This window comes from Cytobacillus sp. IB215316 (genome assembly GCF_033963865.1).
Classification (GTDB): Bacteria; Bacillota; Bacilli; order Bacillales; family SM2101; genus Nanhaiella; species Nanhaiella sioensis.
This window is the reverse complement of sequence record NZ_JAXBMC010000001.1, coordinates 754,088-769,944: the sequence shown is the minus strand read 5'-3', so window position 1 is coordinate 769,944 and position 15,857 is coordinate 754,088. Positions and strand designations below refer to the sequence as shown.

Below are 15,857 nucleotides of genomic sequence, written 5' to 3'. Positions count from 1 at the left end.
TTCCTTCCCTCCTTTTCAACTATAAAAGGAAAACAAAACAATTAACAGCTATACAAGTTAGACAACATGATTCAACTAATCATTAATAATCCATTTGTAATAACATATCAGCAATTTCCGTATTGGCAGGGTCTAGTTCAAGTAACTGTAAAAAAACTGTTTTCGCCTCATCTCTCAAGCCTTCTTCAACTAAGAAATAACCGTACTCTTCAAGAAATGCAATATCATTGTTAAAGAAAGTATATGCGAGACGATAATGTTTTAATGCATCTGAAAACTTTTCAAGTTTGCTTTTAGCTTTTGCTATTTGCCAAGCAAACTGGAGATCATCTAATCCATATCTTTTTGCTTCTTCAATTGTATTTACAACCTCGTCATAGTTCTCTTCAATCATGAAAAGCTCAATTAACGTATGGATTACTTCGACGTATTCTGGATCTAATGCTAAGGCTTCATATAGATATTGAATGGCATCCCTATTCTCACCTGCAGAAATCACTAATTTCCCTGCATAATAATATAATTCTTTATTATATTCGTCCACTGCAAGTCCTTCTTTTACTACTTCCAAGCTTTTAGTCGTAGCACCCTCATGCTCATAAGACTTTGCTAAATATAAATATAATGAAGTATATTCAGGATCCATCTCTTTAAGATCAGTAAGTTTCTTAATTGCGGTTTGATAGTTTTCAGCTTGATAAGCAGTAAATCCGTAACCAAACAATAAATTAATATCTACATTTTCTTCTAGTGCTGCTTGATAATATTGAAGTGACTTTTCAAATTCACCGCTTGAACTGTATGCTTCTGCAATACGTTGATTAAGATTTACTCCTGAAATTGTTTCACTATTTTCTACGAGTCGAATGAAGTACGCTAGACTTTTATTAAAATATCCATGACTTAGATAAAATTCTCCAAGGGCAAAGTCAATAAGTGGTTCATTAGGTAGAATACTTTTTGCTTCCAGTAATTTTTGTTCACAAACTTCCTCTAAACCTTGCATTTCATATAAATCTGCAAGCAGCAATAACGCTTGAGGAAATGCTGGATCTTCTTTGGATACGGTATTTAATACCTCAATAGCTTCATCTTCATGATTTAAGTCGATTAGCACGTCAGCCAAGAAAGTTAATAACTCTCCTTCATTAGGATAAAGTAGTAACAATTCTTCAAGCACAACTTTGGCGTCATCTGCGAACCCTAAATCGAAATATATCTCCGCAATCCGGTACTTTTCGTCATCTGTACAGTTTAGCTTTAAACTATTTAGAAGATCAATACCTCTCTCTACATCTCCATTATCTATATAACTTAACGCTTTATCGATAGTACTCATATAACAGTAATCCTCTCTATTTAAACTCATTCTTACTGGCTGTTTCCGCATTCATTGTTGCATTTCGTTATAAGAAATAAAATACGTATAAAACAAGCATTCATGGAAACTTTTCTCATTTTAAATGTGGTCAATTTATTTGTTGCTTTCCTATATAAATCTCTAGAACAACAAAGTTTGCGAAAAGAGCCTTCTTATTTTATTATCACATCAAGTTTTAATTATGTTCTGTTTATGTAGGTGCAGAAAAATACCCAGGGATTTTAACACTACATTCATTTCCAAAACCTGGTCGGAAATCGATTTTGTCACCTGATTTAATAACTACACCCTTATGCACCGTTATAGCGGGGTTATGATTATGATAATCGACAAATGCTTTTTGAGCAACTTTCTTTACTTGATCTTCTTGGTTATACAAATTATAATCAACTTCCCCTCCAACTCGAATATCCCCTTTAGCCGGATAGATTCCTATCTTTGTTAATACTTCCTTTGATAACGGCCTTCCCTCTTGTGGACATTCTACAATAGTTGGAATTTTATGTGTTGATGTATGATGATTCCAAATCTTTGTAACCTTTTTTTGCTCTTGCTTTGGTCGATTTTGATTTTGCCAAACAGGGATAAATACAATTGGATATAAAAATAATGCTTCCCTAATCCATCCCCACTGTACATCAAATAAATCATCTTCATGTTCAATTTCAACTAATATTACTGGTATTTTATTTCGTTTACAAGCTCGTACAAAAGAAGGGGTTAATGTTTTCAAAGAAATTTGCACTCCAATGTAATAATCAATCGGACTGTTAACTAAATTTCCCCGAACTTTATTGAGTTCATTTATTAGCTGATTTTCATAAGGAATTTTACAAATAACAAGTATTGTTGTACAGCCCTTCATGAGGAAATGAGTCCGAAGGTGTTGTTTAAATAATTGAAAGGGGAGGGATGTCGATAGTGATAGATCAAGCATCACATGACCAGGCGTAACGATAAAACTATTGACGTTCATCTTAAGCGAACGAAACCTGTTGGCGTTTTCTCTTATAAAGTCAATCTTATTATTTTTTACAAATATCGAACATGCTTCGACTCCATTACCTTTTAACACTTTGGCTTCATCAATAATATATGCCATAATATCCCCCTTGAAATGATAAAAAGGTCTTATGACAAGCTATGTACGAAGCATGGTAACTATGACACAAATTATGAAATCAATAACGTCTCTCTTCCTCTCAATCAATATATCTTACGATAGTAATTTATGACGAAGTACGATTAAACATATTCCGCTCTTTTATAATGCTCAGTCGATTAGCATTGTTACTATTTTTACAAAATCTAGCTATAAGCTTTCATATCATTAACATCGTTAGTTAGCATATAGACACTTTAATGTTCAATCTGGTAATAAAAAACAAAGGCACTTATGTTAACCTTGTTACTGTGTTACTAATAATGGACAGTAAGGTAATCTTTCTCAAGTAAAAAGGTACCACGAACGGTAGATATTTCACTTTTATATGTAAGAACGACTAGGAACAACCAATGAGAAAACGGCCAAAAACATATGACTTGTTGTAATCCTCCTACTTACTTCTAAATAAACATTAACCTAGTTATTAATTACACAACAAATAACTAAACCCTCCCGGAAAAGTAAAAATGAACGTCTAAATGCCAGCTCTACTCCGATAAAAAACCCCACCTCTTTAGGTGGGGAATTCTTACAAAAAACTACCGTACTTTAATTGATAAGACTATTTAAATGATGAAAGAAGTTTGGATAGGATACCGATATAGCCTCATCATTTTGCAAAGTCATCTCTCCTTCACAAATACATCCTGCAATTGCAAGCATCATACCTATCCTATGATCATGATAGCTATCGACACGATCTCCTGTCAGCTTAGTCGTGCCATTAATAATCATCCCGTCATCAGTTGCAGTAATATCTGCGCCTAGCTTTATTAATTGTGAAACGACTGTATCAATACGATTCGTTTCCTTAACTTTTAATTCTGCTGCATCTTTAATTACTGTTACACCTTTAGCTTGCGTAGCCATCAGGGCTATGATCGGTATTTCATCTATTAACCTTGGAATGAGGTCCCCACCGATTTCTATACCTTTTAACTCAGAAGTTGTTATGTTAATATCAGCTATAGGTTCAAAATTTTCCAAACGCTCATTTGTTATATTAATATTTGCCCCCATCATGTGTAGCACATCTAAAATCCCAGTTCGTGTCGGATTAACCCCAACGTTTTTTAACGTGATGTTGCTGTTAGGAACAATAGCTCCAGCTACTAGAAAAAAAGCGGCTGATGATATATCTCCTGGAACTTCAATATTCGTACCCGTTAAAGGCTGTTTACCCTCAATAGATACAGTTAGTCCATCTTCCTTTACATCAGCTCCAAATGCTCGTAACATTCGCTCAGAGTGATCTCTTGACTTATGTGGTTCTGTAACAGATGTCACACCATCAGCATGTAATCCCGCTAGAAGAATGGCAGATTTCACTTGTGCGCTAGCAACTTTAGAAATATAGTGTGTAGGTTTGACATTCCCTCCACGAATTGATAACGGGGTTAATGTTCCATTTGAGCGCCCATCTATTTGAATTCCCATGTCTTTTAATGGAATAGTAACCCTTCCCATCGGCCTTTTAGCTATGGAATCATCGCCAATTAAACATGCATGAAAATCACAGCCTGCTAAAAGGCCAAGTATTAACCTTGTGGTCGTACCTGAGTTTCCTACATTTAATATATCTGAAGGCTCTTTTAACTTTTCGATACCCTGTCCTTCTATTTCTACATGATCGTCATTTTGTTTAATGGCAACACCCATTTTGCGAAAACAATCGATTGTACTTAAACAATCATCTCCCGCTAAAAAATTGTTGATTGTCGTTTTACCATTAGCAATTGCACCAAACATCACTGCACGATGAGAGATTGATTTATCCCCTGGAATATGTAAGGTCCCTAATAAGCTAGGTACCTTCGTTTTTATCATTTTCAATAGGTTCACTCCTTGTTCTATCCGTAATACGTATCGTAGCTGGTATGCTTCGCAAGACAGGAAACTGCTTTATTTCGATCTTCCTCCGATTGAAAGCTAAGGCGAAGAACTCCATATATATCCTCTCGTATTTCGATAATACGTATGTTCGTAATACTTATTTTCTCCAATGCCAAATACCCTGTTACCTCAGAGATAATCCCAGGGTAATCGGGTACATCTACATATAAATCATAGAATGACGGAATGGCACCTTTGGCCTTTGCTGGTAATGATTCACGAAAACGTTTTGCTGAGGAAAAGTAAGAGAAGATTCCTTCACCATCCTCATTATCAATCATTTTTCGAATTGTTTCCATTTCACTAGTCCAGTGGTTGAATAGATGTAACAACTCATCCTTATTATGGAGTAAAATGTCACGCCACATCTCCGGATTACTTGATGCGATTCTTGTAATATCTTTAAAGCCTCCAGCTGCTAGTCTACTTATAAATTCATGTTCGTTTTGAAACGTTTCCGCCTGATGTACAAGGCTTGCTGCAATAATATGTGGAAAATGACTAATGACCCCTGTAATTCTATCATGCTCCTGTGGAGATAAATGAATAAATTTAGCATTTGTACCTTTTAACCATTCCTTCAAATCGTTTACATGTTCAATACCAACATCTTCAGGTGTAGTTAAAATGTAAAATGCATTTTCAAACAAATGTGCTTTCGCTGCCACTACTCCACTCTTATGAGATCCTGCCATCGGATGCCCACCAATAAAAGTAACACCTTTTTCGCGGAATATTATCGCTTTTGACACTATAAACTGTTTAGTACTCCCTACATCAGTTACGATAGCTGATTTCTTAAACTTATACTGTGCCATTTGTTCAATTAATATTTCTGTTTGTCTAACAGGGGTCGCAAGAATAATCAAGTCTGCACTATTTACTTCTTGCTCTAAAGATATACCAATTTCATCTATGATTCCTAAAGTTTTAGCAAGTTTTAAGTTATGAGTATTAATATCATACCCAATGATTGTTGTTTGTTTATGTGCTTTACTAATTGCTAATCCTATTGACCCACCTATAAGACCTAAACCTATAATTAATACTCTTTTATTCATATTTAATCACCTATAGCTATTTCATGTTAGCAGTCTTATTACTTAACATTTCACTTAATATATTTATAATTTCTTCATTCTGTTCTTTTGACCCTATCGTTATACGAACACTCGTAGGAAATCCTAGGGCATTTCCAGACCGAACGATAAATCCCCTTTCAAGTAAATATTGAAATATTTCATTACCTTCAGTCTCAAAATCAATTAAAATAAAGTTTCCTTCAGATGGATAATAGCTTAATTGATACTGCTCACAAAATGTATAGAACTGTTGAAGACCTTCCTTATTTTTTTGAACACACTGATCAATAAAAGCCTGGTCATCTAAGGATGCTAACGCGGCTGCTTGAGACAATCTATTCGTATTAAATGGTTCTCTTCCAGGCTCTATTTTTTGTAATAGTTCTTGATGAGATATACCATATCCAATTCTAAGCGCGGCTAAACCATGTGCTTTTGAAAAGGTTCTTAAAATTATTAAATTATCGAATGAATCAAGTAATGGAACCGTCTCAGGATAATCCGTTGCGGTTACATATTCGTAATAAGCTTCATCAATGACTACTAGAACATTATTTGGAACGTTATTTAAAAATGTCAATAGCTTTTCTGAATTGATATATGTTCCTGTAGGATTATTTGGGCTACAAAGCCAAACAATTTGCGTATGATCATCAATAGCATTAAGCATCTCATCTAAATTATGATGGCCTTCAATTAATGGGACTTCCTTTATTTCAGCACCTTCTATAATAGCATTATGGCGATACTGTGGAAATGTAGGTGTTGCCATTACCGTATTTGTACCAGGGCCGAGGAATGCTCTACTTATCACTTGAATCACTTCATCAGAGCCATTGCCAAATATGAGTTGGGACTCCGCAACACCTAAATGAGTGGCTAATTTCCCCCGTAAGTTCGCAGCGTATCCGTCTGGATATATGGCAAGCGAAGTTAAGTTATCATGAATGGCACTCTTTACTTTATTTGAACTACCAAATGGGTTTTCATTTGATGCAAGTTTTACAATTTTGTCTAGCCCATACTCTTTCTGTACCTCTTCTGTCGGTTTACCTGGTTGATATGGCTTTAAAGTAAGAAATTGTTTCTTAATATCCATCTTTTTACACACCTCTTATTGTAAAATTTAATATTAAAAGCACAATTGACCTGCTTAATAATGACAAATATGCGCAAACAATAAACCACCTAAAACAGTTTGGTCTATGCCCCCACCTCAAATTGTCAGAAATTCGGCAGATCAAAAACAAACAGAAGAAAAAGTACAATTATTTTCTGTCAAATAAATCAGGTCTTAATGCAGTAGCTTTCTCTAAATAAACATGATTTACTTCCTCTTGCTCCAAACTAGTATTAATAGTCATCATCACGCGAATACAATGTGATAAAGCATTCGGCACAGTAATTTCCTGCATACACATAACAGGTACATACATCCAACCGTCAATATTCCGTAATGCTTTTGCTGGGAAGCTTGCTGTTAAGTCTTCTGTTACTGATATCATAACAGATGCTACATCTGTTGGTATAATTTTATTAGATTCAATCATTTCCAATAATAACTTTTCTGTCGCTTTAATGATGTCATTTGCATTATTCTTTTCGACAGTCGTTGCTCCTCTTACCCCACGAATCATATCTACTCTCCTTTCATAAATTTTGATAATAATGCACGTAAAGTTTCGTCCTCAATTGGCTCTATTGCTGGTGTGCCTATCTCTTTTAATAAAACAAATCGAACCATCCCAGTGACCGATTTCTTATCATTCTTCATTCGTTTAATTAGACCATCTAATGAAAGTTTACTCGGTATTTCAGTAGGAAATCCGATAGACGTCATCAAACTTGTTATTTTAGGAATTTGTAAGTCAATATCATACCGTTCCTCACTTACATATAAAGCAAATAACATTCCAATTGCGACTGCATCACCATGCGTAATATTCCCATAGCCTAGTTCAGCTTCAATGGCATGTCCTAGCGTATGGCCAAAATTCAAAAAGGCACGTACACTACTTTCCTTCTCGTCAGAGGATACAATTTCTGATTTTACTTTTATACCAGATGTAATGGCATAAATAAGCTTTTCATCTTTCAATTCCCCAATCGTATCTACATTTAATACTAACCATTCAAAAAATGTTGCATCATGTATAAGTGCGTGCTTTATGACTTCAGCATAGCCAGATCTTTTTTCTATCTCCGGTAATGAAGATAAAAAATCTATATCATATAATACAGCTTCAGGTTGGTAAAAAGAACCAATCATATTTTTTCCTAAAGGATGATTGATTGCGACTTTCCCTCCTACAGCACTATCATGAGCTAATAAAGTTGTTGGAATTTGTATAAAAGGGATACCTCTCATAAATGTAGCAGCTACGAAACCTGCTAGATCACCAACAACCCCACCACCAAGAGCTATTAAGAGTGATGACCTATCAAGTCCAAATGTTAATAACTCTGTATGACAATCGAAATAATTATCAAATGATTTTGCAGCCTCTCCACTTGGAATAACTTTATGACCCACTTCATATTTTTGCCCGATGATGTTTAAAATTTGTCGCAAATATAACTTAGCTACTGTATCATCAGTAATGATAAATAATTTATTTGGTTTAACATTTGTTTCATCAATACATGATAATAAACGGGTTATAATTCCTTGTCCAACATGTACAGGGTATGATTTTGACTCAGTTGTTACTTTAAGAGTTTCCATATTAAAACTCCTTAGCATACTTCCGCATATTCTCTACATTTTCTTTAATAATGTCTATTCGGTCTTGACCAAATTGTTCAATGATTGCATTTGCAAGTTCCCACGCAACAACAGCCTCTGCAACTACACTAGCAGCTGGAACGGCGCAGCTATCGGATCGTTCAATGCTTGCTGCAAATGTTTCTTTCGTTTCTATATCCACGCTTTGAAGAGGCTTATATAATGTAGGTATAGGCTTCATTACACCACGAACGACAATTGGCATACCTGTTGTCATTCCACCTTCAAATCCTCCTAAATTGTTCGTTTTACGTGTATAACCTTCCTGTTGATCCCAATTTATTTCATCATGAACTTTGCTTCCTGGCATTCTGGCAGCTTCAAACCCAATTCCAAACTCCACACCTTTGAATGCATTGATACTTACAATAGCAGCAGCTATTTTTGCATCTAATTTTCGATCATAATGAACATAACTACCTACTCCCTCAGGCATTCCTTCAACAATCACTTCGACAATACCACCGATGGAGTCACCGTTTTCTTTAGCAGTATCAATTGCATTCATCATTTTCTTCTCTGCTTCCTTATCTACACAACGAACGGGTGAGTCTTCTGTTATCTGTTGTAATTCTTCAAGCGAATCATACTTCACTTTAGAAGCTTTTACACCGCCTATTTCTAATACGTGACCTGCTACCTTTATACCTAATGCTTCAAGCAATTTTTTAGCTACAGCACCAGCAGCTACACGAACAGTTGTTTCCCTTGCTGAAGATCGTTCCAACACATTTCTCATATCTCTATGGCCATATTTCATCGCACCTACTAAATCTGCATGACCTGGCCGGGGCTTTGTAATTTTTCGCTTTACATCTTCTTCTTTTATATCTACAAGAGGTTCAGCTCCCATAATATGCGTCCAATGTTTCCAATCACGATTTTCAACAACTAAGGCTATTGGAGATCCGAGTGTTTTACCGTGTCGTACACCTGAGACAATTTGAACTTGGTCTTTTTCAATTTGCATTCTTCTTCCACGACCATGTCCTTTCTGTCTTCTTGCTAGCTCAATATTAATATCATCTACTAACAGCTCTAAACCAGACGGAACGCCTTCTAATATCGTCGTTAATTGTGGGCCATGCGATTCTCCTGCTGTTAAATACCTCATCTTTCTATCTCCCTTCAATCCTTTAAAGCTTTTATGTGTAACAATATATCATATACAGTAGTTAAAAGGTAGCTTTTTTATCTGTTAAGCTCATTTCGTAGCCTTTGTTGTCATTATTACAACATTATAATAAGGAAGATGAGGTTATTTCTGAACCCCATCTGCGAAAAGATGCCACAAATCTAGTTGTAACAGTTTATAGCTTTTGTTCAGACAGTAATTAATGCACAAACAGCCATCTTTTAAAAAAGAATTCATCAAATTGACGAACTCTTTTCTAGTAATTCTTTATTATCTTGCTTATCTGTTTTCAAACTTAAACCTTACGGTAAAAAAAGGTATTTTCAGAATCGAATCCGTATTTATTCGGAGTGAAAATTTGTTCAGTACTGCCTACAAAGAAAATACCATCAGTTTGAAGTGAATTAGAAAATTTTTGATACAAGTGATCTTTTGCTTCCTCAGTAAAATATATAAGCACATTTCGGCAAACAATTAAATCAAAATTGTTTTCAAACTGATCAGATAGTAAATTATGCTTTTTAAAATGGACTGCACTTTTTATTTCATCTGATAACTTATAATATGCTCTATCTTTACTAAAGTATTTCCTTTTTATTTCTTCTGGTACCTCCATCAAAGATCGCTCAGGATACAAACCAATTTTAGCTTTTCGAATAACATTTTCATCTAAATCAGTTGCTAATATGGAAAATCTGGAAAGGGGTAAATATTTTGATAGAATCATAGCTATTGTATAAGGCTCTTCTCCTGTAGAACAAGCAGCACTCCATATTTTTAATCGTGAGCGACCATTCAATATTTTAGGCAACACTTTTTCTTCAAATATACTCCACCTGTTAGCATTTCGATAAAATTCTGAAACATTAATTGTAATTCTATCTAAAAATTCGTCATATAATTTTTCATCGCTTCCAAAGGCGCGAAAGAAATCCTGAAAATTTGTAAACCCTCTTTTTTCATACAGAGATGTTAACCTTCTTTTCATTTGTGCTTCTTTGTATAAAGATAAATCAATTCCAGTTTTCCTTTTAATATTTTCTATAAATTGTATGTAATCTCGTGACATACTTATTACTCCTCTAACATGAACTCAATGGATAGTACTATTAATTTCGATGTAAATCATAGTAAAGAAATTTCGAGGGGAATCAGCGGCTGGACATTAAAAAGTGAATATTGCAAATCGATTAACGGTAAATGATATAAAAACCAGCCCTATGTGAGCTGGCAATCAATTAGTATATCCATTCATTTATTAACTTACTATAATCTACTAACTCATCTTCTGTAAAAAACAAATTGATTTCACGTTCAGCACTCTCAGGTGCATCAGAACCATGAATGATATTCTTACCTACTGTCAAACCGAAATCTCCACGAATTGTTCCTGAAACAGCATCTTTAGGGTTAGTTGACCCCATCATTTGCCTAGCAGTTGCAATGACATTATCCCCTTGCCACACCATTGCGAACACAGGACCTGAAGTGATAAAATCTACTAATTCTCCAAAAAAAGGACGCTCCTTATGTTCAGCGTAATGCTGTTCTGCGAGCTCGGTTGGTATTGCCATTAATTTTGCACCTACAAGTTGAAAGCCCTTTCTTTCAAATCGTGAAATAATTTCCCCAATTACATTGCGTTGTACTCCGTCTGGTTTTACCATTAAAAATGTTCTTTCCATGACTTTCTTCCACCCCTACAATATTGTCAAATAGGTTGTCAAATATAGTTCAACCAATCAAAATATTACCACTGTTTCTATAGTTTAGCAACAGTTCTGGGCCTAGATTTTTCGTTTTCCTATGTACTTTGCTATATTATAAAGGGCTGTTTTTGCTTTACCAGACGGTAAACTATCAAGAACAACAAGAGCTTTTTGTAAGTATTTATCACTTATTTCAATCGATCGTTCAATTGCTCCTGATTGTTTTATAAGAGATATAATATGATTCATTTCTTCTTTTGTCGTTTTTGGATTTATGTTTATTATTTCGTTGTAAATTTCTTTGTTTTCCATTGCAAACAATGCTGGCAGTGTCACATTTCCTTGTTGTAAATCACTACCTGAAGGCTTACCAAGCTGAGTCTCTGTTTCAGTGAAGTCTAATACATCATCTGTAATTTGATATGACATTCCAACATAATAACCAAACCAAAATAATGATTCACATATGTCATCATCCGCATTTGCAGCAACTGCTCCTAACTGGCAGCTAACTGCAATTAACAACGCTGTTTTTCTTTTAATACGTCTCAAATATGTGCGAAGGTCTTGATGAAAATTATATTTGTCCTTAATTTGTTCAATTTCTCCAACACATACCTCAACTATCGCTTTCGATAAAATCTGTTGAGCAGATATATTTTCAACATTAGACATCAGTTCTAATGACCTGGCAAAAATATAATCTCCAGTGTACATAGCAATACGGTTATCCCATTTTGCTTTGATCGTTTGTTTTCCTCTTCGTAAGGTAGAATCGTCAATTACATCATCATGAACGAGCGATGCCATATGAATTAACTCTAATGACATTGCAACGTATTTAATTTGATCTATTTGGTAATCGCCAAATTTACCCCCAAGTAAGACAAAAACTGGGCGAATCCGCTTACCCCCAGCCTGTAATAAGTGCAATGATGCCTGACTCAACAGAGGATGTTCAGACTTAATCGACTTTTCTAATTCTTTTTCAACAATATTTATATCAGTATTTAAAAATGAATACATCATTTTTAATTTCATGCTCTTCACCTTATTCATAGAAAAAATCTAAAATGTATGTCATATGATATATCTTTTGGCTAACTTTTTCACTTGTACCCTAAGTGCATAGCAGCAACGCCACCAGTAAATGCTTTATATTCAACTTTGTTAAATCCCGCCTTTTCAAACATTTTCGCTAATTCTTTCATTCCTGGAAATTCACGTGCAGATTCCTGCAACCAAGAATATTCTTTGAAGCTTTCTGCAAACAACTTACCAAATATCGGCATAACGAATCGGAAATATAAATAATACCCTTGACGAAACACAGGTAGTGTCGGTTGAGACGTCTCTAAACAGACAACATTCCCTCCTGGCTTAACCACGCGATACATTTCATGAAGAACTTGCATATAATCAGGTACATTCCTTAGTCCAAAACCAATTGTAACATAGTCAAACGAATTATCATCAAAAGGTAATTCCATCGCATTGCCATGGATAAGGTCAATATTAGTTAAGCCTAAAGAATCAACTTTGTCCTGCCCAATTTTTAACATGTTTTTACTGAAATCTAAGCCAGTTACTTGACCAGTTTTCCCAACTGCTTCGGCAAGTGCAATCGTCCAATCCCCTGTACCACAACATACATCGAGCGCTTTTGCACCTTCTTGAACATTCATTTTTTTCATCGTTGCTACTCGCCATTTAATATGCTTCTTAAAGCTAATAATCGAATTCATCTTATCATAATTATCATGGATTTTCTCAAAAACATGGTGTACACGTTCTTCTTTAGATTGTTGCATAATCCTACCCTTCTTCCACTATCTTTTTTACCGTAAAAAAGTTTTCATACATTAGCTGCTCAATTCGATTAGCCATAATATGTTTAATGATAGGATTTCCTTCTAACCCTTTGTCTATTAAATTCTTAGTTTGTATGATTTGAGTTTCACACATATGTATTAGCTGTGACTTTATACCATCTCTTTTATCATGTATATCTTTGTGATTTAATTGAAAGATAACTCTTTTACATGAGTCAAAGAAAAGAGAGTGTTCGTTGTTAAGGAATTTTTTTCTTTCTATCAGAAGCCTTTTAAATAACAGAAAGTGAGCAGAAATTTCTTTCCAAAATGGTTTGCCAAATAATTCTGATACGTTTTGAAACAATGATGACTCAACAACCTTTAAACTATTCATCAGCTCTTCTAAAGAATCTAGCTTATTTTCATATAGCTTAATTTTATGCTCGTTAATCATTTTTATAGCGCTTGCTATTGTTGAAATCAATGAAATATCCCCAGCTTGAGATAAAATCTTGTAATATAATCCACTATAATAATCACCAGCCAAAATTGTTAGCTGTCGTTCAGTAAGATGGTCACTATGTTTTTCTTCTACATTTGTAACCGTATCATGGGTATCAAGGGAAATTTGTACAAGCATGATTGCTATCATATATTCAGAAACTGTTTTATTAGATAATTCTAATTCTTGAAGTACTGAATATAGAAGTAACATTTTATCCTCGTCAATTATAGGTGCATTAATATGCTTAAATAGAAAAGGATAGTGTATCATATCTGTAATTTCTTCTTTAAATAATGCAACTTTTCCCCAGATGTCTTCCAATTAAATCACCCTTGTTTCCCATATATTTACACCGTGCTAATTACTAAATTCCAGTGACCATTATAACATAACTTTTAAAGAAATAACTATTTTCTTCGAAACAGTTATACATAGACTTTATTGACAATCGCTTCGCCTTTTTCCCAAAAAGAGATCGTTCTTTCTAGGAAGCAGCGAAGCGACATGTTTTGTAATATGTACTTGGTAACAGCTTAATTTAGTTATTTCGTTATTGATTGTGTTCATCTAACTATGAAAAAAACATTTATCATTAGTTCGAAGCACCTTTCTCTTTATAACGATGACACTCATAATTAAGCTAATCTAGTTGAGCTAATTGTTAACATAAGTAACAAAAATGAGCCTTATCAAAAAAACTAGCAAGAAGGATAATGTAATATAATAATTTCCTACATACATTTATTATTCTTGTCTGTTTTTGCGTGTTGGCTCTGATTTCATTTCGCCATGTTGTGTTTGAACAATAGCATTTCCTCTAATTTTAATTGCAGATGTATGTTCGGTAAATTGAGCAATCATAACTTCTCCATTATCCAGCTTCTCTGAATGATGAAAACGCGTGTCAGTACCACGGGTAAGTCCGATCACATTCACACCATCTTCAATGGCTTTAATCACAATATAATCACCATTGTTATTTTTATTCACAATACAACCTCCTGAACTTTCTATATGTCATATAACATAAAACTACTCGTTTGAATGGTTAGTAATTTTTAGAAAGTCATCATTTCTTATTATGATTTAATAAGTGATAATACTTCATTTCTAGCAATATGATCGTTTTCGTATCTGCCTCTTGCAGCAGTTGTTATTGTTTGAGATCCTGGCTTTTTTACCCCACGCATGGTCATACACATATGTTCCGCTTCAACTACAACCATTGCACCGTATGGTTCTAAGGTTTCCATGATTGAATCTGCTATTGTGGAAGTAATTCTCTCTTGAAGTTGTGGTCTTTTAGCAACAGCTTCAACCGCTCGAGCTAATTTACTTAACCCAGTTACCTTCCCTCCCCTAGGTAGGTACGCAACATGAGCCTTTCCGAAAAAAGGTACAAAATGATGCTCACACATTGAATAAAACGGTATATCTTTGACAAGTACTAGCTCTTCATGATCCTCACTAAAAATTGTTTGAAAATGCTCTTTTGGATCTTCATTTAAGCCAGCAAAAACCTCTGCATACATTTTCGCTACACGCTTTGGAGTATCGAGTAACCCCTCTCTATTTGGGTCTTCTCCAACAGCTTCTATAATTAATTTCATTGCATGTTCTAGTTGTTCATAATTAATATTTGCCATTCAATAAATCCTCCTACGATTGTATACTATCGTCGTAATCAGATTCTAGCATAACGACAACATTAAAGTAAAGGATTGCGCAACCAGCGCAAAAAAATAAGTGCTTACTCTAACGACTGTTTAAGATGCTAACATTCATTATCAAATCTACTTGGCATCCTTAGAGCAGATTCTTATCTTACGACATACGAAAAGAGGAACTACATAACAGTCGTTCCTCTTTGTGTGTGCTATATTGATTCTACCAACTATGTAAATATTATTTTACAGCGTCTTTAAGTGCTTTCCCTGGTTTGAATGCAGGTACTTTACTTGCTGGGATTTCGATTTCCTCACCAGTTTGAGGATTACGTCCTTTACGAGCAGCACGCTCACGTACTTCAAAGTTACCAAAACCAATTAGTTGTACTTTGTCACCAGTTTTAAGTGTCTCTAAGATTGTATCAAAAACAGCATCTACAGCTTTTGTTGCATCCTTCTTTGAAAGTTCACTTGATTCAGCTACAGTATTAATTAATTCTGCTTTATTCATGACATTCACCTCCTCCCAAAGATGTATGTTATATAAAAAGCTATCTTGTCAACATTTTTTCACATTTTAAACTAATTCTATACATCTTAATAATAGCATTTTCTTACCATGCATAATGTTATATGAAAAATTGACAGAATTCAATATGTTTGACTAATAATCTTTAGATAGACAATCACTATGAAAATGCGCCTTTACTGTTAAAAGATT

At 34.5% G+C, this 15,857-nt stretch carries 16 protein-coding genes; all 16 read right to left on the bottom strand.

All coding sequences use genetic code 11. The annotated features are described in order from the left end of the window. Positions 1–82: 82 nt before the first annotated feature. Positions 83–1,339, bottom strand: a complete 1,257-nt coding sequence (locus tag SLH48_RS03665; protein WP_320257051.1) for a tetratricopeptide repeat protein — start codon at positions 1,337–1,339, stop codon at positions 83–85. Positions 1,340–1,571: 232 nt separating this feature from the next. Further along, positions 1,572–2,483 carry a hypothetical protein gene (locus tag SLH48_RS03660; protein ID WP_320257050.1) on the bottom strand — a complete coding sequence of 304 codons (912 nt, stop codon included), beginning with the start codon at positions 2,481–2,483 and terminating at the stop codon, positions 1,572–1,574. Positions 2,484–3,095: 612 nt separating this feature from the next. Then, the gene (aroA, locus tag SLH48_RS03655; RefSeq protein ID WP_320257158.1) at positions 3,096–4,373 is read right to left on the bottom strand and encodes a 3-phosphoshikimate 1-carboxyvinyltransferase; all 1,278 of its coding nucleotides are present in this window, start codon (positions 4,371–4,373) and stop codon (positions 3,096–3,098) included. A gap of 23 nt (positions 4,374–4,396) precedes the next feature. Beyond that, positions 4,397–5,500, bottom strand: a complete 1,104-nt coding sequence (locus SLH48_RS03650) for a prephenate dehydrogenase (RefSeq protein ID WP_320257049.1) — start codon at positions 5,498–5,500, stop codon at positions 4,397–4,399. A gap of 16 nt (positions 5,501–5,516) precedes the next feature. Continuing rightward, positions 5,517–6,620 (bottom strand): histidinol-phosphate transaminase, encoded by a 1,104-nt coding sequence (gene hisC, locus SLH48_RS03645; protein ID WP_320257048.1) that lies wholly within the window; start codon positions 6,618–6,620, stop codon positions 5,517–5,519. A 169-nt stretch (positions 6,621–6,789) separates the two neighbouring features. After that, positions 6,790–7,158, bottom strand: coding sequence for a chorismate mutase (gene aroH / locus SLH48_RS03640; RefSeq protein WP_214480039.1), 369 nt, complete (start codon positions 7,156–7,158; stop codon positions 6,790–6,792). Between the two features lie 2 nt (positions 7,159–7,160). Continuing rightward, on the bottom strand, positions 7,161–8,246 hold the full coding sequence (gene aroB, locus SLH48_RS03635; RefSeq protein WP_320257047.1) for a 3-dehydroquinate synthase: 1,086 nt from the start codon (positions 8,244–8,246) through the stop codon (positions 7,161–7,163). Position 8,247: 1 nt separating this feature from the next. Next, positions 8,248–9,420 carry a chorismate synthase gene (gene aroC / locus SLH48_RS03630; protein WP_320257046.1) on the bottom strand — a complete coding sequence of 391 codons (1,173 nt, stop codon included), beginning with the start codon at positions 9,418–9,420 and terminating at the stop codon, positions 8,248–8,250. Between the two features lie 316 nt (positions 9,421–9,736). Continuing rightward, positions 9,737–10,510, bottom strand: a complete 774-nt coding sequence (locus SLH48_RS03625) for a protein-glutamate O-methyltransferase CheR (RefSeq protein ID WP_320257045.1) — start codon at positions 10,508–10,510, stop codon at positions 9,737–9,739. A 169-nt stretch (positions 10,511–10,679) separates the two neighbouring features. Next, positions 10,680–11,126, bottom strand: a complete 447-nt coding sequence (ndk, locus tag SLH48_RS03620) for a nucleoside-diphosphate kinase (RefSeq protein WP_320257044.1) — start codon at positions 11,124–11,126, stop codon at positions 10,680–10,682. Between the two features lie 102 nt (positions 11,127–11,228). Beyond that, positions 11,229–12,191 carry a heptaprenyl diphosphate synthase component II gene (gene hepT, locus SLH48_RS03615; protein ID WP_320257042.1) on the bottom strand — a complete coding sequence of 321 codons (963 nt, stop codon included), beginning with the start codon at positions 12,189–12,191 and terminating at the stop codon, positions 11,229–11,231. A 68-nt stretch (positions 12,192–12,259) separates the two neighbouring features. After that, positions 12,260–12,961 (bottom strand): demethylmenaquinone methyltransferase, encoded by a 702-nt coding sequence (locus SLH48_RS03610; RefSeq protein ID WP_320257041.1) that lies wholly within the window; start codon positions 12,959–12,961, stop codon positions 12,260–12,262. Between the two features lie 4 nt (positions 12,962–12,965). Further along, positions 12,966–13,790: a heptaprenyl diphosphate synthase component 1 gene (locus SLH48_RS03605; RefSeq protein ID WP_320257040.1), complete on the bottom strand. Its 825-nt coding sequence runs from the start codon at positions 13,788–13,790 to the stop codon at positions 12,966–12,968. Positions 13,791–14,213: 423 nt separating this feature from the next. Beyond that, the gene (gene mtrB / locus SLH48_RS03600) at positions 14,214–14,459 is read right to left on the bottom strand and encodes a trp RNA-binding attenuation protein MtrB (RefSeq protein WP_214480047.1); all 246 of its coding nucleotides are present in this window, start codon (positions 14,457–14,459) and stop codon (positions 14,214–14,216) included. An 89-nt stretch (positions 14,460–14,548) separates the two neighbouring features. Continuing rightward, on the bottom strand, positions 14,549–15,115 hold the full coding sequence (gene folE / locus SLH48_RS03595) for a GTP cyclohydrolase I FolE (protein ID WP_214480048.1): 567 nt from the start codon (positions 15,113–15,115) through the stop codon (positions 14,549–14,551). Positions 15,116–15,374: 259 nt separating this feature from the next. Then, positions 15,375–15,647 (bottom strand): HU family DNA-binding protein, encoded by a 273-nt coding sequence (locus tag SLH48_RS03590; RefSeq protein ID WP_214480049.1) that lies wholly within the window; start codon positions 15,645–15,647, stop codon positions 15,375–15,377. Between the last annotated feature and the right edge of the window lie 210 nt (positions 15,648–15,857).

Coding starts and splice junctions, on each gene's coding strand:
- SLH48_RS03665 (WP_320257051.1), bottom strand. CDS start 1,339: ATGAGTACTATCGATAAAGCGTTAAGTTATATAGATAATGGAGATGTA.
- SLH48_RS03660 (WP_320257050.1), bottom strand. CDS start 2,483: ATGGCATATATTATTGATGAAGCCAAAGTGTTAAAAGGTAATGGAGTC.
- aroA (WP_320257158.1), bottom strand. CDS start 4,373: ATGATAAAAACGAAGGTACCTAGCTTATTAGGGACCTTACATATTCCA.
- SLH48_RS03650 (WP_320257049.1), bottom strand. CDS start 5,500: ATGAATAAAAGAGTATTAATTATAGGTTTAGGTCTTATAGGTGGGTCA.
- hisC (WP_320257048.1), bottom strand. CDS start 6,620: ATGGATATTAAGAAACAATTTCTTACTTTAAAGCCATATCAACCAGGT.
- aroH (WP_214480039.1), bottom strand. CDS start 7,158: ATGATTCGTGGGGTAAGAGGAGCAACGACTGTCGAAAAGAATAATGCA.
- aroB (WP_320257047.1), bottom strand. CDS start 8,246: ATGGAAACTCTTAAAGTAACAACTGAGTCAAAATCATACCCTGTACAT.
- aroC (WP_320257046.1), bottom strand. CDS start 9,420: ATGAGGTATTTAACAGCAGGAGAATCGCATGGCCCACAATTAACGACG.
- SLH48_RS03625 (WP_320257045.1), bottom strand. CDS start 10,510: ATGTCACGAGATTACATACAATTTATAGAAAATATTAAAAGGAAAACT.
- ndk (WP_320257044.1), bottom strand. CDS start 11,126: ATGGAAAGAACATTTTTAATGGTAAAACCAGACGGAGTACAACGCAAT.
- hepT (WP_320257042.1), bottom strand. CDS start 12,191: ATGAAATTAAAAATGATGTATTCATTTTTAAATACTGATATAAATATT.
- SLH48_RS03610 (WP_320257041.1), bottom strand. CDS start 12,961: ATGCAACAATCTAAAGAAGAACGTGTACACCATGTTTTTGAGAAAATC.
- folE (WP_214480048.1), bottom strand. CDS start 15,115: ATGGCAAATATTAATTATGAACAACTAGAACATGCAATGAAATTAATT.
- SLH48_RS03590 (WP_214480049.1), bottom strand. CDS start 15,647: ATGAATAAAGCAGAATTAATTAATACTGTAGCTGAATCAAGTGAACTT.